12 protein-coding genes and 1 pseudogene are annotated in these 20,707 nt (G+C 70.4%); 7 read left to right on the forward strand and 6 right to left on the reverse strand.

Annotated elements, in window-relative coordinates:
- The first annotated feature begins 14 nt into the window (after positions 1 to 14).
- Genes N787_RS03950 through N787_RS03970 form a run of 5 tightly spaced genes read left to right on the forward strand, consistent with a single transcriptional unit; the run spans position 15 to position 5,148 of the window.
- A complete protein-coding gene (locus tag N787_RS03950) occupies positions 15 to 935 on the forward strand; it encodes a hypothetical protein (protein ID WP_034210945.1) in 921 nt (306 codons plus the stop codon).
- A gap of 5 nt (positions 936 to 940) precedes the next feature.
- Complete coding sequence (locus N787_RS03955) at positions 941 to 1,816, forward strand: ThiF family adenylyltransferase (RefSeq protein ID WP_034210946.1); 876 nt, start codon at positions 941 to 943, stop codon at positions 1,814 to 1,816.
- Positions 1,809 to 3,020: a hypothetical protein gene (locus tag N787_RS03960; RefSeq protein ID WP_034210947.1), complete on the forward strand. Its 1,212-nt coding sequence runs from the start codon at positions 1,809 to 1,811 to the stop codon at positions 3,018 to 3,020. Before N787_RS03955 ends, N787_RS03960 begins: the two co-directional genes overlap by 8 nt.
- Positions 3,017 to 4,132, forward strand: coding sequence for a GNAT family N-acetyltransferase (locus N787_RS03965; RefSeq protein ID WP_034210948.1), 1,116 nt, complete (start codon positions 3,017 to 3,019; stop codon positions 4,130 to 4,132). The genes N787_RS03960 and N787_RS03965 overlap by 4 nt, the downstream gene beginning before the upstream one ends.
- Positions 4,129 to 5,148 (forward strand): nitroreductase family protein, encoded by a 1,020-nt coding sequence (locus N787_RS03970; RefSeq protein WP_034210949.1) that lies wholly within the window; start codon positions 4,129 to 4,131, stop codon positions 5,146 to 5,148. The genes N787_RS03965 and N787_RS03970 overlap by 4 nt, the downstream gene beginning before the upstream one ends.
- Here N787_RS03970 and N787_RS03975 read toward each other — a convergent pair.
- The 3 genes and pseudogenes from N787_RS03975 to N787_RS03985 all read right to left on the reverse strand — a co-directional run.
- Complete coding sequence (locus tag N787_RS03975; protein WP_034210950.1) at positions 5,135 to 6,784, reverse strand: c-type cytochrome; 1,650 nt, start codon at positions 6,782 to 6,784, stop codon at positions 5,135 to 5,137. The genes N787_RS03970 and N787_RS03975 overlap by 14 nt on opposite strands.
- A gap of 60 nt (positions 6,785 to 6,844) precedes the next feature.
- Complete coding sequence (gene metH, locus N787_RS03980; RefSeq protein ID WP_211252123.1) at positions 6,845 to 10,603, reverse strand: methionine synthase; 3,759 nt, start codon at positions 10,601 to 10,603, stop codon at positions 6,845 to 6,847.
- Positions 10,603 to 11,529, reverse strand: a pseudogene (locus N787_RS03985) (ArsR/SmtB family transcription factor); the annotation flags it as partial. The gene metH and the pseudogene N787_RS03985, both read right to left, overlap by 1 nt.
- Here N787_RS03985 and N787_RS03990 point away from each other — a divergent pair.
- On the forward strand, positions 11,528 to 12,850 hold the full coding sequence (locus tag N787_RS03990; RefSeq protein WP_342668005.1) for an acyl-CoA dehydrogenase family protein: 1,323 nt from the start codon (positions 11,528 to 11,530) through the stop codon (positions 12,848 to 12,850). The pseudogene N787_RS03985 and the gene N787_RS03990 sit on opposite strands and share 2 nt — an antisense overlap.
- A 126-nt stretch (positions 12,851 to 12,976) precedes the next feature.
- Here the strand turns inward: N787_RS03990 and N787_RS03995 are convergent, their stop codons facing one another.
- From N787_RS03995 to N787_RS15115, 3 genes are all read right to left on the reverse strand, one after another.
- The gene (locus N787_RS03995) at positions 12,977 to 13,681 is read right to left on the reverse strand and encodes a hypothetical protein (RefSeq protein ID WP_034210952.1); all 705 of its coding nucleotides are present in this window, start codon (positions 13,679 to 13,681) and stop codon (positions 12,977 to 12,979) included.
- Positions 13,682 to 13,784: 103 nt separating this feature from the next.
- Positions 13,785 to 14,231, reverse strand: a complete 447-nt coding sequence (locus N787_RS04000) for an SMI1/KNR4 family protein (RefSeq protein ID WP_034210953.1) — start codon at positions 14,229 to 14,231, stop codon at positions 13,785 to 13,787.
- A 5-nt stretch (positions 14,232 to 14,236) separates the two neighbouring features.
- A complete protein-coding gene (locus tag N787_RS15115) occupies positions 14,237 to 15,352 on the reverse strand; it encodes a hypothetical protein (RefSeq protein WP_169742279.1) in 1,116 nt (371 codons plus the stop codon).
- Between the two features lie 322 nt (positions 15,353 to 15,674).
- Between N787_RS15115 and N787_RS04010 the strand changes: the two genes are divergently transcribed.
- A complete protein-coding gene (locus tag N787_RS04010; RefSeq protein WP_084590612.1) occupies positions 15,675 to 20,585 on the forward strand; it encodes an NAD-glutamate dehydrogenase in 4,911 nt (1,636 codons plus the stop codon).
- Positions 20,586 to 20,707 lie beyond the last annotated feature (122 nt).

The raw sequence follows: 20,707 nt of genomic DNA on the forward strand, positions 1-20,707 counted from the left end.
GGCTGACCCGCCGCATGCGCCACCTCGACCTGCGCTGGAAGGTGCGGGGCGGGGTGCAGGTGCGGGTGGTCGAGCAGCCCGGGCTGTGGATGGCGCCGGAAGAGCTCGAGTCGCTGCTGGCTCAGCTTCGCGGCATCGTGCGCCGCGGCATCGGCCATGACCTCGACTACGGCATCGTCACCGGCGATCCCGAGCGCCTGCGGCAGGCGGTGATCACGATCCTGTCGGATGCGAAGACCGGCGAGCCGGTCGCGTTCAACGCGCTGTCGTACATGGACCTGGAGCTGCGCGGCGTGCCGGCGCGGGCCCTGCACCTGGGCCTGGTGGTCGTGGACCCGGCGTTCCGCACGCAGGGCCTGTCCTGGGTGTTGTACGGCCTGACCTGCATGCTGATCTTCGTGCGCCGCGGCCTGCGCCCGCTGTGGATCAGCAACGTGACCCAGGTGCCGGCGATCATCGGCAAGGTCGCCGAGGCCTTCGTCACCGCCTGGCCGAACCCGTTCGCCAGCGTCCGCCGCAGCTTCGACCACCTCAGCGTGGCGCGGGAGATCATGCGCCGGCACCGCGCCGTGTTCGGCGTGGGGCCGGAGGCTGGCTTCGACGAGGCGCGCTTCGTGATCACCGATGCCTACACCGGCGGTTCGGACAACCTGAAGAAGACCTTCGATCAGGCCCAGAAGCACCGCGACGAGCGCGCCAACGCGCTGTGCCGCGACAGCCTCGACTACGCCCGCGGCGACGACTTCCTGCAGGTGGCCCGCTTCGACCTGCCGGCCGCGCGCCGCTACCTGCTGCGCGACGTGCCGCGCCACTCGCTGCCGGCGCTGTCGTTCCGATTGTTGTTCCTGATGTTGGGCCAGGTGCTGCTGCCGCTGCTGCACTGGCTCGACCCGCAGGTCGCGATGGGCGCGCTGCGCCCGCGCGGCGAGGACTGAGCCCGATGCACGCCTTCGACTACGCCGAGTTCACCGACCGCAACCTGGGCTTCATCAACGCCGACGAGCAGGCGCGGCTGCGCGCCGCCCGCGTGCTGGTGATCGGCGTCGGCGGCATGGGCGGCGCGGCGGTGCAGGCCCTGGCCCGGATGGGCGTGGGCGCGCTGACCCTGGCCGACATCGACACTTTCGAGGTCTCCAACCTCAACCGCCAGGTGTTCGCCACGCTGGACACCGTGGGGCAGGACAAGGCGCAGGCCACCGCCGCGGCGCTGCGCCGCATCAACCCGGGTCTCGACCTGCAGGTGCTGGGCGCCGAGTGGTCCGGCCGGCTGGACGAGCTGCTGGCGACGCACCGGGTGGTGGTCAACGGCATGGACGACATCGCGATGGGCGTGCGGCTTTACCGCGCCGCCGCGCGCCACGGCGCCACCGTGATCGATGCCTACACCTCGCCGCTGCCCTCGGTGATCGTGGTGGGGCCGGGCGACCCGCGGCCCGAACGGCGGCTGGGCTACCCCACGCTCGGCGTGCCGCCGGAAGGCTTCGACGAGGCGATGCTGCGCGCCTGCTTCGAGCGCGAGGTCGAGTACGTGATGGTGCACTCGAGCTCCGCGAATCACATCGACCTCGGCGTCGCCAGGGCGCTCATCGCCGGCACCCGCAAGCGCATGTCGTTCGCGCCGATGGTGATCGCCACCGGCAACCTGATGGCCTTCGAGGTCGCCAAGCAACTGCTGGGCCGGCGGCCGGCCGCGGATGCGCGCGGCTACTTCTTCAATCCGTGGACGATGCGGGTCGAGCGGCCGTACCCGGCGCCGGTGGCCGCGGTGCGCCGCTGGCTGGTCCGGCGGTTCATGGCGAGGCTGATGAATGACTGACGCGCTCGCCAGCGACGTCGCGCTCACCTGGATCGCGGCGCTCGCCTGCCTTCCCTACCTGCGCTTCCTGTGGCGCGCGGAATCCCCCGCGGGCGGTCGGGCCGCGCTGGCGCTGGTGGTGCTGATGGGGCTGCTGCTGGCGCTGCGCGGCTTCGACTGGCTGCAGGTCGCGCCCTGGCTGGGGCGGCTGACCTTTGCGGTCGCCACCTGGCTGCCGCTGGTCACCACGCTGTTCTGCGAGCGCCTGCTGCGCCGGCACCATCCGCTGTGGCTCAAGGTGCTGGCGCTGGGCGTGTCCGCTGGTTTCTTCACGATCAACCTGGTCACGCCGCTGGCGCAGGGACAAACGTGGACGGTGGCCTTCGCCGGGGCGTTCGCGGCGGTGATGGCCTGCAACGCGCTGCTGTTGCTGCGCGCCACCGACCGCGACCTCGGCGTCGAGCAGCGGCGCCTGGCGCGCGTGCTGGTGCTGGTGGCGCTGATCGCGGCACCGCTGATCGTCAGCGATTTCCGGACCCTGCTGGGCTGGCCGCCGGTGCGCCTGGGCAGCCTCGCGGCGATGCTTTTCATCCACGTGATGCTGGCGGCCGAGGCGCGCCTGAGCCTGCTGCGCGAGCTGGTGGGGCGCATTTTCGCGTGGGCCGTGCAGGGCTTCGCGCTGGCGCTGGCGTTTGCCTGGGTGATGGGCTTCGGCGGCGAGGCGCTGTGGCGGCATGCCCTCGCGGCCTGGCCCGCGGCGATCGCCATGCTGATGCTGGCGGCCATCGTCACCAGCAGCCGGGCGCTGTCGCTGGCGAGCGCGGAGGGCCAGTTCCTGCGCTGGCTGCGCGCCGCGCCGCTGGACGACCTCGACCGCCTGCTCGGCGCGCTCGGCGACTACCTGCCGATGCGCAAGCACCTTCGCCTGCAGGGGCCCGACCTCGCCGGCTACGACTCCGCCGTGCTGGGACGGCTGGCCGATGCGCCGGTCTCGCTGGTGCGCGCCCGCGCCGCGGCGGCGTCGCCCGATGCCGCCCTGGCGGAAGCGGGCGAGCAATGGCGCGACCTGCTGGAGCGGCACGACATGAACCACGCGCTGCCGCTGCGCGCGGATCCGCCGCTGGTGGTGCTGGTCGACCTGTCGGCGTCGTCGGCCGGCAGCCTGGCCCACCTCCGGGCGGCGGTGGTCCAGCGCCTCGGCCGCTCGCTGGCGGCGCGCGGATGAGTGCGCCGGGGATCGTCGAAGGCGACTTCGCGGCCTTCTTCGCCGCGCCCTTCGCCGTTTACGGCCCGGACGCCCGGATTTCGTCACCGTTGGAGCCGGACCTCCGCGCGGCGCTGGATCCGGCCCGCAATCCGCTGCTGCAAGAGGGCCGCGCTCGGCTCACGTGGTTCACCGCGCACCGCGACGGCGCGGTGGTCGGGCGCGTGGTCGCCTCGGTTCACGATGCGTCCAATCGCCTGCACGGCTGGCGCCGCGGCAGTTTCGGCATGCTCGACTGCATCGACGACGTGGCGGTCGCCCGGGCGCTGCTCGATGCCTGCGCCGGCTGGGTCGCGGCGCGCGGCTGCGACGAGCTGATGGGCAGTTTCAACCTGACCATCACCCAGATGATCGGCACCCTGACCGAAGGCCACGAGCACGCGCCCTACACCTACCAGGACTGGTCGCCGCCCTACCTGCCGGGCCTGCTGGCGGCCTGCGGGTTCACGCCGTCGTATCCGATGCGCACCTTCGAAGTGGATGTCGCCGGCGTGACCGAAGCGGCGCTGCTCGGGCCGCGGCAGCAGGCACTGCTGGCCGATCCCGACTGGAACTTCGAGCCGATCCGGCGCTGGCGACTGGATGACTCGCTGCGGGCCGCCTGCGCGGTGCTCAACGACGGTTTCGCCGAAAACCCGATGTTCGTGCCGCTGACCGAAGCCGAGTTCCTGTTCGCCAGCAAAGGCATGGCGTTGGTGATGGATCCGCGGCTGGGCTGCCTCGCGCGCCACCGCGGCGAGCCGGTGGGCGTGCTGCTGTGCCTGCCGGACCTCAACCCGATGATGCACGCGATGGGCTACCGCATCGGCTGGCGCGCGCCCTGCCATTTCCTGCGCCACCGCCGGCCGGACCGGGCCGCGATCGTGTTCTATTCGGTGCGGCGCAGCCACCATGCACTCGGCGTCAACGGCGTGATGCTGCACCGGTTGTTCGCCGGGCTGCGCGCGGGCGGGTACGCCAAGCTGGGCGTGAGCTGGGTGTCGGACGGCAATGCCGCCAGCCTCCGCCAGCTCGAGAAGCTGGGCGCGCGCCCGCTCCACCGCCTGCATCTGTTCGGGAAATCCCTGCCATGAACGCCCCCGGCATTGATCGCTTGCTGCACTGGGTCGCGCAGGCCGCGCGTGCGCCGAGCGCGCACAACGTGCAGCCGGCCCGCTGGCGGCTCGCGGGGGCGCAGCTCGAGCTTTGGGAAGACCCGGCGTGCTGGCTGGCCGCCGGCGATCCGGTGGGCCGCGACGCCAGCCTTGGCCTGGGCATGGCCTGGGAAGGCATGCAGCTCGCCGCGGGCGCCGACGGTTGGCAGCTGGGCCTTCCCGAGCCGGAGGCGGCGCCGTATCCGCCGCCCACGGTGCCGCGCCGCCGCGCCCGCGCCACGCTCGCGCCGGGCGCCGTCGCCGATCCGCTCGCGGCCTGGGTGGCGTCGCGCCGCTCCTGCCGGCAGGCCTTCGTCGCGGCTCCCGCCGACGCGCGGGTGCGGCTCGACGCCGTGTTCGCCGCGCACGCCGGCATCGCCATGCGCGCCGATGATTCCGCCCTCGAAGGCTTCGCCACCGCGCACCAGGCCGCCAGCATCGACCTGCTGCGCGACCGGGCGATCGGCGCCGAATTGCACGCCTGGCTGCGCCTCTCGCGCCGGCATCCGTTGGCGACGCGCGATGGCCTCGATGCGCCTTGCCTCGGGCTGTCGCCGCTCGAAGCCCTCGGCGGGCGCGTGCTGATGCGGCCCGCCGTCGCCGCGACGATCGCCCGCCTCGGGCTGGGCGGCCTGCTCGTGGACGAGGCACGCAAGACCCGCACGGCGACCGCGATCGCGGTGCTGGCCGTGCCCCGGGACGTGGATGATTTCGAAGCCGGGCGCCGCTGGTACCGGTTCTGGCTGGCGCTGGCCGCCGCCGGGTTCGCCGCGGTGCCGATGTCGGCGCTGGTCGACACGCCACGCGGGCGCGACGCGCTGGCGGTATTGAAGGCCGTGCCCGCGGGGCGGCGCGTGGTCAACGTGATGCGCGTCGGCGTCGCGCCCGCCGCGCTGCCGGCCAGCGCGCGACGGCCGGCCGCCGAGCTGCTCGAAGTGGCCGCTACAGCCGCTTGAGGTATTCGATCAGCGCCGCCTGCGACGCCTCGTCGAGGCCGGCGACTTCCGCCTCGTGGCCCGCGCGGCTGCGGCCGGGGAGGGCGGTGTCGAACCACTGCGGGTCCGACCAGGGACGGTAACCGTCGCGATAGCGCCAGTCGCCGCCGTCGGCGACGCCGGCGATGCCCACCCGCTGCAGGTCCAGCGCATGCCCGCCGACCTGGAAACGCGCCGGGCGCTGGCCCGGGTTGAGCAGGTGCCAGAGCGTCGGCACCGACCCGTTGTGCAGGTAGGGCGCCGTCGCCCAGACGCCGCCGAGCACGGGCGCGACGTAGCCGCGCGTGGCTTCGGCCGCGAGGTAGTCGCCCAGGGTGGAGGCACGGATGCGCGCGAGCAGGTCCGCGTCCACCGCCGCGGCGCGGCCCGGGTCGGAGCCGATCCCGGCGAGCGGGGACAGCCGGTTGGGGAAGCGCTGCAGCGTCGGCCGGCCCTCGGCTTCGGCGTAATCGCCGTGGCATTGCGCGCAGCGCTGCGCGTAGACCTCGCCGCCGCGCGCCGCCAGCGCGCCATCGATCGGGCCCGGGAAGGGCGGCGACGCGGCGTGGCGATCCAGGAACGCGAGTGCTTCGGCCACCCGCGGCATCGCCTCGGGCGCTTCGGCATGCGGCACGCCCATCGTGCTGACGGTGAAGAACCCGACGATGCGCGACTGGTCGGCGGCGCTGGCGTGGTCGCCGTCGCGTTCGAGCGGGCGCAGGCGCACCGCGTCGGCCGGCGCGTACAGCCCATCGGCCAGCAGCGCGCTGCGCAGCGCGCGGTCGGCCAGGCCGGGGATGCTTACGGTGGCGGCATCGCCCGCGGCCTGCACGGACGCGCCGAGACGGAAGCGCAGGGCGTCGATGCCGTTGCTGCGCCCCGGCCCGCCGTTGCGGAACGGCAGCGCATCGCCGTCGCCGAGCGTGGCCAGCCGGTCGGTGAGCCTGGGCCACACGAAGCGGCGCAGGGTGCCGAGCTCGCGCTCGCTGGTGCCGGGGAACAGCTGCGGGATCGCCTGCATGAGCTCGTCGCGGCGGTCGCGATGGGCGCGCAGCGCCTCGAGCACGGCGTCGGCATACCCATCGAGGTCCAGCGAGGTGTTGGGCAGCCCCAGCCAGGCCTCGCGCGTCGGCTGGCCGTCGGCGTCGTAGAGCGCGCCGGCGTGGCAGCTGGCGCAGCCGATGGTGGCCACTTCGAGCTCGAACGGCGGCACGCGGCGGCCCACCGGCCCGGACACCAGGCCCATCGGCCGGGCGAAGGCGGGCGAATCGCCGGCGGGCCAGTTGGCCACCGCGGTGGGCACGAACAGCCCGTGCCGCTGCAGCTGGGCCAGCAGCTTCGCCTGGGTCGGCGGTTCGCCGGGATGCTGGTGCAGCACCAGCGCGGTGGCCGCGATCTTCCACGGCACCGCGCTGGACTCGAGCGTGTCGGTGCTCAGACCGTTGAAGTCGTCGAACAGGAAGCGGGTCGCGCCCACTTCGTCCGCGCCGGCGTCGCGACCCTCGCGCTGGGCCTGCTCGAACGCGGCCATCTCGGTGGAGCGTCCGCGCGCATCGAACTGGCAGCCCGCGACCAGGGCCGCCAACAGGACCAGGCACAGCGCGCGACTCAGGGGCATGGCAGGCGTCCGGGCGGGGCCGCGGGCTGCGGCCGCCCCGATTCTACGGCCTCGCCGGCCTCACTCGGGATCGTAGTCGAGGTTCGAGGCCAGCCAGCGTTCGGCCTGGGCCACCGGCACGCCCTTGCGGCGGGCGTAGTCGGCGACCTGTTCGCGCGAGAGGCGGCCGACCACGAAGTACTGGCTGCCGGGGTGCGCGAAGTAAAGCCCGCTCACCGCCGCCGCCGGGTACATCGCGAAGCTCTCGGTCAGCTTGAGCCCGGTGTGCTTCTCCGCGTCGAGCAGCCGGAAGATCGTCGCCTTCTCGCTGTGCTCGGGGCAGGCCGGGTAGCCTGGCGCCGGTCGGATGCCGCGGTACTGCTCGCGGACCAGCGCCTCGTTGTCCAGCGCCTCGTCCGGCGCATAGCCCCAGAGCTCGGTGCGCACCTTCTGGTGCAGGCGCTCGGCGAAGGCCTCGGCCAGGCGGTCGGCCAGGGCCTTCACCATGATCGAGTTGTAGTCGTCGTGACCGGCCTCGAAGCGCGCCACGTGCGGCTCGATGCCCAGCCCCGCGGTGACCGCGAACGCGCCCACCCAGTCCTGGCGGCCGCTGTCGCGCGGCGCCACGAAATCGGCGAGGCAGAAGTTGGCGCGGTCGTCCGGCTTCTCCGCCTGCTGGCGCAGGCAGTGCAGCACGGCGTCGCCGCCCTCGGCGTGCAGGTGGATGTCGTCGCCCACGGCGTGCGCCGGCCACAGGCCGACCACGGCCTTCGCCGTCAGCCACTTCTCGCGAACGATCTGGTCCAGCATCGCGCGGGCGTCGCGGTAGAGCTCGCGCGCCTGCGCGCCGACCACGGCGTCGTCGAGGATGGCCGGGTAGCGGCCCGCCAGCTCCCAGGTCTGGAAGAAGGGCGTCCAGTCGATCACCTCGACCAGGTCGGCCAGCGGGTAGTCGTCGAACACGGTGAGGCCCGGCTTGAGCGGGGCCGGGGGCACGTAGTCCGCCCAGCCGCCGTCGAACTTCTTGCGGCGCGCGCGCTCCAGCGGCATCAGCGGTTTGGCGTCGCCCTTGTTGGCGTGGCGGGTGCGGACCTCGGCGTAGTCGGCTTCGTTGGCGGCCACGAACGGCGCGCGCAGGTCTTCGCTGAGCAGCGACTGCATCACGCCGACCGCACGCGAGGCGTCCTTCACCCACACCACCGGCGAGCCGTAGTGCGGGTCGATCTTCAAGGCCGTGTGCGCGCGCGACGTGGTCGCGCCGCCGATCAGCAGCGGGATGTCGAAGCCCTGCCGCTTCATCTCTTTGGCGACGTGGCTCATCTCCTCGAGCGAGGGCGTGATCAGGCCGGAGAGGCCGATGATGTCGGCCCGTTCTTCGCGGGCACGATCAAGGATCGTCTGCGCGGGCACCATCACGCCCAGGTCCACCACGTCGAAGTTGTTGCAGGCCAGCACCACGCCGACGATGTTCTTGCCGATGTCGTGCACGTCGCCCTTCACGGTGGCCATCAGCACCTTGCCCTTGGGCTTGCCGGCGTCGCCGTTGAGCGCCTTCTCGGCCTCGATGTAGGGGATCAGGATGGCCACGGCCTTCTTCATCACCCGGGCCGACTTCACCACCTGCGGCAGGAACATCTTGCCGGCGCCGAACAAATCGCCGACCACGTTCATGCCGGCCATCAGCGGGCCTTCGATCACGTCCAGCGGGCGCGCGGCGGCCTGTCGGGCCTCCTCGGTGTCGGCCTCGACGAACTTGTCGATGCCGTGCACCAGGGCGTGCTTGATGCGCTCGGCCACCGGGGCCTCGCGCCAGGCCAGGTCCTGTGTGCGGACCTCGCCCTTCTTCGACTTGTGCTTCTCTGCCTCGGCCAGCAGGCGCTCGGTGGCGTCGCTGCGCCGGTTCAGCACCACGTCCTCGACGCACTCGCGCAGCGCCGGCTCGATGTCGTCGTACAGCGCCAGCGCGCCGGCGTTGACGATGCCCATGTCCATGCCGGAACGGATGGCGTGGTACAGGAACACGGCGTGGATCGCCTCGCGCACCGCGTTGTTGCCGCGGAACGAGAACGACACGTTCGAAACGCCGCCCGAGACATGGCTCAGCGGGAAACGCGCCTTGAGCTCGGCCGCCGCCTCGATGAAGGCGACCGCATAGCCGTCGTGCTCCTCGATGCCGGTGGCGATGGCGAAGATGTTGGGGTCGAAGATGATGTCCTCGGGCGGGAAGCCCGCGTCCTCGACCAGCAGCCGGTAGGCGCGCGAACAGATCTCGACCTTGCGCTCGAAGGTGTCGGCCTGGCCCTGCTCGTCGAAGGCCATCACCACCACCGCGGCGCCGTGGCGGCGCACCTTGGCGGCGTGCTCGAGGAAGGCGGCCTCGCCTTCCTTCATCGAGATCGAGTTGACGATGGCCTTGCCCTGCACGCACTTCAGGCCGGCCTCGATCACGCTCCACTTCGAGCTGTCGATCATCACCGGCACCCGGGCGATGTCCGGCTCGGCGGCGATCAGGTTGAGGAAGCGGGCCATCGCGGCCTCGGCGTCCAGCATGCCCTCGTCCATGTTGACGTCGATCACCTGGGCGCCGTTCTCGACCTGCTGGCGGGCCACGGCCAGAGCCTCGTCGTAGCGGCCCTCGAGGATGAGCTTCTTGAACTGGATCGAGCCGGTGACGTTGGTGCGCTCTCCGACGTTGACGAAGTTGGTATCGGGCGTGATGAGGAAGGGCTCGAGCCCGGCCAGGCGGGTGTAGGGCGCGATCGCCGGGATCGCGCGCGGCGGCAGCCCGGCCACGGCCTGCGCGATCGCCGCGATGTGCTCGGGCGTGGTGCCGCAGCAGCCGCCGACCAGGTTCAGCAGGCCGGCCTCGGCGAACTCGCGCAGCACGCCCGCGGTTTCCTCAGGGCCCTCGTCGTAGCCGCCGAAGGCGTTGGGCAGGCCGGCGTTCGGGTGGCAGCTGATATGGGTGTCGGCCACCTGCGAGAGCATGTCGATGTGCGCGCGCAGGTCGCGGGCGCCGAGTGCGCAGTTCAGGCCGATCGATAGCGGCCGCGCGTGCCGCAGCGAGTACCAGAAGGCCTCGGCGGTCTGGCCCGACAGCGTGCGGCCGCTGCGGTCGGTGATGGTGCCCGACACCATCACCGGCAGGCGTGCGCCGCGCTCTTCGAAAAGCTCCTCGAGCGCATACAGCGCCGCTTTGGCGTTGAGCGTGTCGAACACCGTCTCGACCAGCAGGATGTCGGCGCCACCTTCGACCAGGCCGCGCGCGGCGGTGAGGTAGTTGGCCACCAGCTCGTCGAAGTGGATGTTGCGGTAGCCGGCGTCTTCCACCCGCGGGCTGATCGACGCCGTGCGGCTGGTCGGTCCCAGCACGCCAGCCACGAAGCGCGGGCGCGACGGGTCGGCGGCCTCGAACTCGTCGCAGCAGGCGCGGGCGAGGCGGGCGCCTTCGCGGTTGAGCTCGGCCACGAGGTGCTCGAGCCTGTAATCGGCCTGCGAGACCTCGGTCGAGTTGAAGGTGTTGGTCTCGAGGATGTCGGCGCCGGCCGCGAGGTAGGCGCGGTGCACGCCGGCGATCACCTGCGGCTGGGTGAGGGTCAGCAGGTCGTTGTTGCCCTTGAGGTCCGAGCCGCAACCGCAGTCCGGGCCGTGCTGGTGGCCTTCCGAGAACTGCAGCCCGTCCCAACCCTGGGCGAAGCGCTCGCCGCGATACGCCGCCTCGTCCAGCGAATGGCGCTGGATCATCGTGCCCATCGCGCCGTCGATCACCAGGATGCGTTCGGCCAGCGCGGCCAGCAGGCGCCCGGTGCGGGCGGGGTCGTGCCAGGGAAGGGTCTTCACGGTTTGCGGGCCAGCAGGGTCAGGACTTCGAAATGGGGCGGGCGTTTCTCGCGGGTCACCGGCTCGCAGACCGTGACCTCGAGGCCGGCCTTCTCGGCGTAGCGGCGCAAGTCCTTCACGGTGAAGCCGAGATTGACGTGCCCGTAGGGCGTCACGGCCGCCTGGTGCTCGTGCTTGCCCAGGCAGGTCGCGACCAGCCGCCCGCCGCGCCGGAGCACGCGCGCGGCCTCGGCAATGGCCTGGGCCGGCTTGGTGGCATAGGTGAGCGCGTGCATCAGCAGCACCAGGTCGAACTGCGACGCCGGGAAGTCCAGCGCCTGCATGTCGCCCTCGAGCACCTCGACGTGGCGGTACTTGCGCAGCCGCTCGCGGGCGGCGCCCACCACGCGGGCGCTGGAATCCACGCAGACGTAGCGGCGCGCGTGCGGCGCCAGCAGTTCGCCCAGCACGCCGTCGCCGGAGGCCACGTCGAGCACGTCGCCGGGCTCGAGCAGGGGCAGGGTGGAGCGGGCCAGGGCTTCCCAGGTGCGGCCGGGCGAGTAGTGGCGCTCCATGTCGCCGGCCACCGAGTCGGCCCAGTTCTGGTCGGCGGCGCGGGCGGCGAGGATGGCGGGCAGGCGGTCGGCGTCCTGGCGCAGCAGCGGGTCGTCGGTGCTGTCGCGCAGCGCTTCCCAGAGGCGGCCCTCGGCCGGGTCCAGCGACTCGGCGTTGAACCGGTAATAGGCCGAGACGCCGGCGCGGCGGTCGCGCACGAGGTCGGCTTCCTTCAGGCGGGCCAGGTGGGTCGAGACCCGCGGCTGGGCCAGCCGGGTGATGCCCGAGAGCTCGGCCACGGTGAGCTCTTCGCGTTCGAGCAGGGCCAGCAGCCGGACCCGGGTCGGATCGGCCAGGACCTTCAGGCAGGCCGACCAGGCGTCGAGGTCCATGGCTTTATCCTTTCATCCGGATTCAAAGATATGGAAGGGTAGGCCGGCCGCCCGGGGCCGTCAAGGCGACGCGCGTCGCGCTTCACGCGCCGTGTACCTGCGTGGGCCGGCGCCAGCCGCTACAATTGGCGTCTTTCCGCACAACCTCCGAGGAACCGCCGTGGACTTCCGATTCACCGAAGAGCAGCTGATGATCCAGGACGTGGCCCGGCGCATCTCGCAGGAGAAGATCGCCCCGAGCGCGGAGCACCACGACCGCACCGGCGAGTTCCCGCTGGACAACATCCGCACCCTGGGCGAGAACGGCCTGATGGGCATCGAAGTGCCGGCCGAGTACGGCGGCGCCGGCATGGACCCGATCAGCTACGTGCTGGCCATGATCGAAATTGCTGAAGCCGACTGCGCCCACTCCACCATCGTCTCGGTGAACAATTCGCTGTTCTGCAACGGCATCCTGAAGTTCGGCACCGAGGCGCAGAAGCAGAAGTACGTGCGCGCGATCGCCGAAGGGCGCGAAATCGGCGCCTTCGCGCTGACCGAGCCGCAGTCGGGCTCCGACGCCACCGCGATGCGCTGCAAGGCCGTCAAGCAGGCCGACGGCAGCTACGTCATCAACGGCAAGAAGAGCTGGATCACCTCCGGCCCGGTCGCCAAGTACATCATCCTGTTCGCCATCACCGACCCGTCCAAGGGCGCCAAGGGCATCACCGCCTTCATGGTCGACACCGCCAAGCCGGGCTTCCACCGCGGCAAGACCGAGCCCAAGCTCGGCATCCGCGCCTCGGCCACCTGCGAGATCGAGTTCCAGGACTACGTCGCCACCGCCGATGAAGTGGTGGGCCAGGACGGCGAGGGCTTCAAGATCGCGATGGGCGTGCTCGACGCCGGCCGCATCGGCATCGCCTCGCAGGCCGTGGGCCTGGCCAAGGCCGCCTACAAGGCCGCCGTCGCCTACGTGAAGGAGCGCAAGAGCTTCGGCCAGCCGATCGGCTCGTTCCAGATGATCCAGGCCAAGATCGCCGACATGAAGTGCCGCCTCGACGCGGCCGAGATCCTGACCCTGCGCGCCGCCTGGGCCAAGGCCGAGGCCGACAAGACCGGCGGCCGCTTCAGCACCGAGGCCTCGGTGGCCAAGCTCACCGCGTCGGAAGCCGCGATGTACATCACCCACCAGGCCCTGCAGATCCACGGCGGCATGGGCTACTCGAAGGAAATGCCGCTCGAGCGCTACTTCCGCGACGCCAAGATCACCGAGATCTACGAGGGCACCAGCGAGATCCAGCGCCTGGTCATCGCCCGCAACGAGACCGGCCTGCGCTGAAGCCCGATCCATCCCCGGCCGAGCCGGCGTGGGAAAGTGAAACATTGGCAAGAGAGCCGCCTTCCGGGCGGCTCTCTTTGCTTGGAAGGCCGCGGCGGAGACCATCCGGCCCCGGACAGCGAGCGATCAGTCCGGCAGCACGCTGAACCGGAAAGAGCCGTGGAACCCTTTCCCAAGTACGGCCTCGATGCAGGCCTGCGCAGCGGCAAGATCCTTCGATCTGAACTCGATGTCGTTGCCACTGTCTCCCTGCCAGCGGCCAAGCTTCGCGGCAGCCAGCGCCGCCGTCATCCGGTCGAACACCGGCTGGAAATCCTGCTCGGGCCCGGTCCCGGGAGGGCCCGACAGCTCGACGGTGAGCAGGCCGGCTTTGCGTGCCTTCGAGTACAGCGCGTAGTCGTGGAAAAGCTCCCACTGTTCCTCGGTGGGCGCCGGGAACACCGGAAAGCTCCCGGTCGGGCAGGAGGCATGCAGCGAGCGGAGATGACCGCACGCCGGATGCCCGGGCGCCGTCAGGTCGGCAATCGAAAGCAGGGCCAGCAGCCCTGCCCGGTGGATGCGCCACCGGATATCGGCTTCGTCCGCCTCCAGCACGCTTCGGGCATCAAATCTGACCGTGGCGAATGCCGACTTGCCCTCCACGGCCGGGCTGGCCGCCTGCTCCTCACGGTCGGAGGCCAGGAAATCGATGTGTACTACGCTCAGCTTGGGAACAGCTGCCACGAGGCCACTTTCGAGCGCGCAGATAAATAGCGGGCAGTCCGATGAACCCAGGCGCCGCAGCCTGTCAATCACCCGACCGCTGCGCACGACCGGAACGTCCAGCTGCATCCGCGTTGACAGATTGAACCTACGCAAGCACGGGCACCTTTTCGAGCACTAGGGTCCCGCCGAGTGTAACCGGGCGGCCAACCCACGCGGTGCAAGACGGCGTTTAGGCCTTCCCTGCGAACCTGGCCCTAAGCCTGGACAGGGCCTCCGCGGACTTCTGCGCTGCCCGCTGCACGGCATCGACACCGGGCTTCCAATGCGTACATTTCCCGGTCTCGTGATGCCAGTGCAGTATCACGGGCTCCACACAGCCATCGACGATGCGCGCCACCAGATGGTTCCCAGTACCGTTCGACGCCAGCGCCAGCAAGCCCAGGCTACGCACCTGTCCGCCCCAGGCGCCGCGCAGGTTCTCATGAGTGATTGAGCATGCTGTCTTGCGCGGATCGAGTGGGTCAAAGATCGGGTAGAACCGCCAGCCGCCAGCGAGCTCGTTGCAGTTGTGGGTGCGCCAGATGGCCTTGAACTGTTCTGGCAAGCCAAGTCCAAGCTCGGCCTCCGCCTGATCGATCAGCGCGTCGGAAACAAAGCCGTGCCCGTGCACTGCCATCGGGGTCAGCGCCTCGCTACCGGGCCGGTGCGCGGGCCGCTGTCCATGACATGGCCCAGCGGGAAGCGCAGTGGTTTTCCATGTAAGTGCAGGCGGATTTCGCGCGAGGAAATCTGGAGCCTCGTCAATGCCCGGCCTGCTTCCATCAGGTCGATCGGACCGAGCGGCCATCGCATGCGGCTCCCGGTTTCAAGGTCCATCGCCTCCAGATGGAAGATCGGCCGAAGGATGCAGCCGTGATCATTGCGCTCGCCGAGTGAATAGGTGATTTGTGCGGTCACGCTTGCATGCTCCATCCGGCGATGGACGAACACGTTCGCTAGTCCGTCGACGTCGATTTCTCCAAGCAAGCGGGCGATCTTGACGCCATCGAGATGGTCGACCTCGGCCAACACAAGCAGGGCCTCCCGAGCGGCATCGAATACGGTTCGGCGGAGGCGTGCCGGATCGCGTTCGGCAAGCTGCGGCTCGCCGACCACGGCCCAGGCGTTCTCGCACCAATCCTCGAGTGCGGTGCGTTCGTAACGGACCGTCGTGTCGTCGGTGCCAAGGTTGACGTAGATCTCGTCGTAGCCTGGTGTCTCGACTTGCTGCGCCAGCGCGCTGCCGATCAGGCCCCCGACCATTCGGCAGGCGTCGGCCAGTGGCCGGCTGCGCGAGATGGCTTTGCCGACAGCGTGGACGCGCACCCAACGAAGGGATCTGGTAAGCGGGCGCCTCCATTCGCGCCGAAGCGCATCGTGGCCAACGCGCGTGGCCGCCATGCGGTTTGCGCCCGCGACCTCGAGGTTGACTGAAATCCTTCTGATGGCACTCGAATCGATCTGCCCGGAGAGGCAGCTCAGGACGGCGGCCTGTGCGCCTTCCAGATCGAAACCCAGCTGCAGATCAAGGCAAGATCCCGCGCGTGCGAGCGCGTCGGGTACCGCTTCGATCAACGCGCGAACACCTTGCTCAAGCGTCATGTGCTCGAGGGCAGGTGCCGCAGCTTCCATGATCAGGTGTTCGGCTTGCGTTCCCCGCCATCTCCAGGTTCCCTTCAGCGGTTTGTTGCGGCCCTTCAGCGGCACGAACAGCACATCGAGCCAGTTCAGCGCCGGGCCGAAGGAACGGGCGGACACATGTTCCCCGAGCAGTATCTCGGCAATCCGCGCGGCGGGCTGAGGGGTCCGCGCGCGATCAGGGCCCCACGACAGATCTATTCGCACGCTCGCCTCCATGCCAAATGGCCCGGCGCAATCCTACCGCCGGGTATCGCACGCGTCCTCAAGAGGAGGTCACGTGCGCGTCAGGAAACGCAGCCGCCCCTGGCCAATCGCTGGGCCCAGGCCCGTACTGGGGCGTATCGGAGGGGTCGGGGGTTCAGGAGGGGATTGTCTGGCCGTAATTGGGCCACAGGGCTACAATTTCGCACTTTAATCACGCCCTGCGAGAACGCAGTCAATGAACGCCCACGCCCTGGCTTCCGCCGACACCCTCGACGCCGTCATCGCGGCCCTTCCGGCGGGCCTGCCGGCCGCCGAAAAGGCCCTGCTGGAGCGCTTCACCCGCGGCTTCTTCGCCCGCCTGCCGGAAGACGAACTGGCGGGCCGCCCGGCGCGCGACTGGGCCCAGGTGGCGCAGTCCTTCCTCGGCTTCTGCCGCCAGCGCACGGCTGGCGCGCCCAAGCTGCAGGTCTTCAACCCCAGCCTCGCCGCCGACGGTTTCGACAGCACCCACACCGTGGTGCGCATCGTCAACGACGACATGCCCTTCCTGGTGGATTCGGTGCGGATGGCGCTGGCGCAGTTCGGCGCCTCGCTTCACCAGATCGCGCACCCGGTGTTCAACCTCGCCCGCGACGCCGCCGGCCAGCTGCAGGACGTGGGCCAGGGCCTGCCCGAGTCGCTGATGTACCTCGAGATCGACCGCCAGGCCGACGCCGACACCCTGCAGGCGATCGAAAAGGCCCTGCTGGCCGCGCTGTCCGACGTGCGCGAGGCGGTGACCGACTGGCAGGTGATGCGCGACACGATGGTGCGCATCGCCGACGGCCTCGAGGCCAGCCCGATGCCGGTGGACGCCGCTGGTCGCGCCGAGGCGCAGGCCTTCCTGCGCTGGGCCGCCGACAACCACTTCACCTTCCTCGGCTACCGCGAATACGAAGTCACCGACCGCAAGCTGGCGGCGGTGCAGGGCAGCGGCCTGGGCCTGCTGCGCGGCAAGGACCACCTGGTGCAGCCGCGCCCGGTGGAGGGCCTCGCCGCCGCCGACCTGGCCCCGGGCCAGACCCTCGACGCGCTGATCCTCACCAAGACCAACGCCCGCGCCACCGTGCACCGCCCGGGCTACATGGACTACATCGGCGTGCTGGTGTTCGATGAAAGCGGCCGCGCCGTGCGCGAACACCGCTTCCTCGGCCTCTACACCTCCAGCGCCTACAACCGCCGCCCGTGGGAAATCCCGCTGGTGCGCCAGCGCCACGAGTTCGTGATGGCATCGTCCGACCTCGCGCCGAACAGCCACAGCGGCAAGGCCCTGCGCCACATCCTCGAGACCCTGCCGCGCGACGAGCTGTTCCAGTCCAGCGCCGACGAGCTGCAGCGCACCGCGATGGGCATCCTGGGCCTGCAGGAGCGCGCGCGCACCCGCCTGTTCCTGCGCCGCGACCGCTACGGCCGCTTTTTCTCGGCCCTGGTCTACATCCCGCGCGACCGCTTCAACACCGGCATCCGCCAGCGCATCGAAGCGCTGCTGATGGCCGAGCTGCAGGGCGAGCGCCTCGACCACAGCGTGCAGATCGGCGAGTCGCCGCTGGCGCAGCTGCACCTGGTGATCCGCCCGAAGGCCGGCTGCAAGGTCGCCTTCGAGCAGGACAAGCTCGAGGCCGAACTGGCCCGCATCGTCCGCGACTGGCACGACGAGCTGCGCGAGACCCTGGTCCGCGACCTGGGCGAAGAGCAGGGCTTGCGCCTGTTCCAGCGCTACGGCCGCAGCTTGCCCGCCGGCTACGTCGAGAAGGTCAGCCCGCAGATCGCCGCCGCCGACGTGGTGCAGGCGGCCGAGCTGGCTGGTCCCGACGACCAGCGCGTGTCCTTCTACCGCGTGGGCGAGAAGCTCGGCTTCAAGCTGATCCGCCGCAGCAGCGACATCGCGCTGTCCGACGTGCTGCCGGTGATGGAGAACCTCGGCCTGCGCATCCTCACCGAGCACCCGTACGTCATCGACGTGGACGGCGAGCGCCTGTCCATCCAGGATTTCGAAGTGCAGCCGCTCAACGGCGAGATCGACGTCGACGCCGCCCGCAAGCCCTTCGAGGAAGCCTTCGCCGAGGTCTGGCGCGGCGCGGCCGAGAACGACGGCTTCAACCGCCTGCTGCCCAGCGCCCGCCTCGAGTGGCGCGACATCGCCATGCTGCGCGGCTACACCAAGTACGCGCTGCAGACCGGCGTGCCGTTCTCGCAGCCGTACATGGAAGAGACGCTGCAGCGCTACCCGGTGATCGCGCGACTGCTGTACGAACTGTTCGCCGCCCGCTTCGAGCCGGGCCGCGAACAGCCGCTGGACGCCGCCGGCCAGCAGGCCCTGCACGACCAGATCGCCTGGCTGCTGCCGAAGGAGCGCCGCCAGGCGCTCGACACGATCCCGCAGGAAATCGCCTCGGCGCGCGCGCTGGACCGCGCCGCGCAGATCGACGCCTGCGCCGACGCGCTCGAGATCCTGCTCGACACCGTGGTCTCGAGCATCGACGACGACCGCATCCTGCGCGGCTACATGAGCCTGATCCACGCCACGCTGCGCACCAACTTCTACCAGAAGAAGGGCGGCGCGCACCGCGACTACATCAGCTTCAAGTTCGATCCCGCGCTGGTGCCTGACCTGCCGAAGCCGCGCCCGTACCGGGAAATCTTCGTCTACTCGCCGTTCGTGGAGGGCGTCCACCTGCGCTTTGGCCCGGTGGCCCGCGGCGGCCTGCGCTGGTCCGACCGCCGCGAGGATTTCCGCACGGAAGTGCTGGGCCTGGTGAAGGCGCAGATGGTCAAGAACACCGTCATCGTGCCGGTGGGCTCGAAGGGCGGCTTCGTGGTCAAGCGCCCGCCGGTGGGCGGCGACCGCGACGCGCAGCTGGCCGAAGGCATCGCCTGCTACAAGCGCTTCATCAACGGCCTGCTCGACATCACCGACAACCTGGTGGACGGTGAAGTGGTGCACCCGGTCGACGTGGTGCGCCACGACGGCGACGACCCCTACCTGGTGGTCGCGGCCGACAAGGGCACCGCCACCTTCTCCGACATCGCCAACGGCATCTCGGCCGAGCACGGGTTCTGGCTGGGCGACGCGTTCGCCTCCGGCGGCTCGGTCGGCTACGACCACAAGGGCATGGGCATCACCGCCAAGGGCGCCTGGGAGTCGGTCAAGCGCCACTTCCGCGCGCTGGGCATCGACAGCCAGTCGCAGGACTTCACCTGCGTCGGCATCGGCGACATGTCGGGCGACGTGTTCGGCAACGGCATGCTGCTCTCCAAGCACATCCGCCTGGTGGCGGCCTTCGACCACCGCCACATCTTCCTGGACCCGAACCCGGATTCGGCGCGCAGCTACGTCGAGCGCGAGCGCATGTTCAAGCTGCCGCGCTCGAGCTGGGACGACTACGACCGTTCGCTGATCTCCGAGGGCGGCGGCGTGCACCCGCGCTCGGCCAAGTCGATCGCGATCACGCCGCAGGTGCGCGAGGCGCTGGACCTGCCGGCCGGCACCGAGCAGCTCAGCCCGAACGAGCTGATGAACGCCATCCTCAAGGCGCCGGTGGACCTGCTGTGGAACGGCGGCATCGGCACCTACGTCAAGGCCAGCAGCGAAAGCCACGCCGACGCGGGCGACCGCGCCAACAACGGCCTGCGCGTCAACGGCGGCGAGCTTCGGTGCAAGGCGGTGGGCGAGGGCGGCAACCTGGGCATGACCCAGAAGGGCCGCATCGAGGCGGCCTGGGCCGGCGTGCTGGTCAACACCGACTTCATCGACAACTCGGCCGGCGTGGACACCTCCGACCACGAGGTCAACATCAAGATCCTGCTCTCGGCCCCGGTGCTTCGCGGCGAGCTGAGCCAGGAGCAGCGCAACGCCCTGCTGGCCAGCATGACCGACGAGGTCGGCGAGCTGGTGCTCAACGACAACTACCGCCAGAACCAGGCCATCAGCCTGATGGAGCGGATGAGCGCGGCGCGCCTGGGCTCGTTCGGCCACTTCATCCGCACGCTCGAGGGCGAGGGCCTGCTGGACCGCGCCATCGAGTTCCTGCCCAGCGACGCCGAGCTCAATGACCGCAAGGCCCGCGGCCAGGGCCTCACCCGCCCCGAGCTGTCGGTGCTGCTGAGCTACGACAAGATCGTCGTGTTCAACCAGATGCTCGAGTCGGACGTGCCGGAAGACCCCTACCTCTCGAAGGAGCTGGTGCGCTACTTCCCCAACGCCCTGCAGGAAAAGTACGCGCAGGACATGGAGAACCACCGCCTGCGCCGCGAGATCATCGCCACCGCGGTCACCAACTCCACCGTCAACCGCATGGGCTCGACCTTCATCCTGCGCATGCAGGAGGACACCGGCGAGAGCCCGGCGCAGATCGCCAAGGCCTTCACCATCAGCCGCGAAGTGCTGGAGGCGCGCGAGCTGTGGGCGCGCATCGACGCGCTCGACCTGAAGGTGCCCGAGGCCGCGCAGCTCGACGCCCTCACCAGCATCTGGCACCTGCAGCGCAACATGACCCGCTGGCTGCTAAACCGCCCGGGCGAGAACCTCAATATCGCCGAGAAGGTCGAGCGCTACGCCGGCGGCGTGGCGGCGCTGCGCGGCTCGCTGGCCGGCCTGCTGCCGGCCGAGGCCCGCGCCGAGCTGCTGGCCGACGTTGCCCATTGGCAGCAGCTGGGCTTCCCGGAAGACCTGGCCCAGGCCTTCGCCAGCCTGCCGTTCCTGGCCTACGCGCTGGACATCGTCGAAGTGGCGATCGAGCGCGGCCTGCCGGTGGTGGACGTGGCCGCGGCCTACTTCAACCTCTCCGACGCGCTGCACACCAAGTGGCTGATGGACAGCGTGGAAGCGCTGCCGGTCGAGGGCCGCTGGCACGCGCAGGCCCGCGGCGTGCTGCGCGACGAGCTGCAGTCGCAGCAGCGTTCGCTGGTGGCGCAGGTGCTCGGCGCGGCCGGCGCCGGCGGTTCGCCGCAGGCCCTGGTCGAGGCCTGGCTGGCCCGCGACGATGCCACGCTGAAGTACACCATGGCCATGTTCGCCGACATGCGGAACTTGCGCGGCCTCGACTACCCGACGCTGTCGGTGGCCGTGCGCCGCCTGGCCCAGGTCGTCGCCGCCGGCGCCCGCTGACGCCGGCGCCCCTTTGTAGGAGGGCCTTCAGGCCCGAAGCTTTTCGCCGAAAAGCTTCGGGCCTGAAGGCCCTCCTACATTTCGCCCCTCCAACCGTCACGGGACATGCCGTAAGCTTCGGA

The sequence above is a fragment of the Arenimonas metalli CF5-1 genome (assembly GCF_000747155.1).
Lineage (GTDB): Bacteria > Pseudomonadota > Gammaproteobacteria > Xanthomonadales > Xanthomonadaceae > Arenimonas > Arenimonas metalli.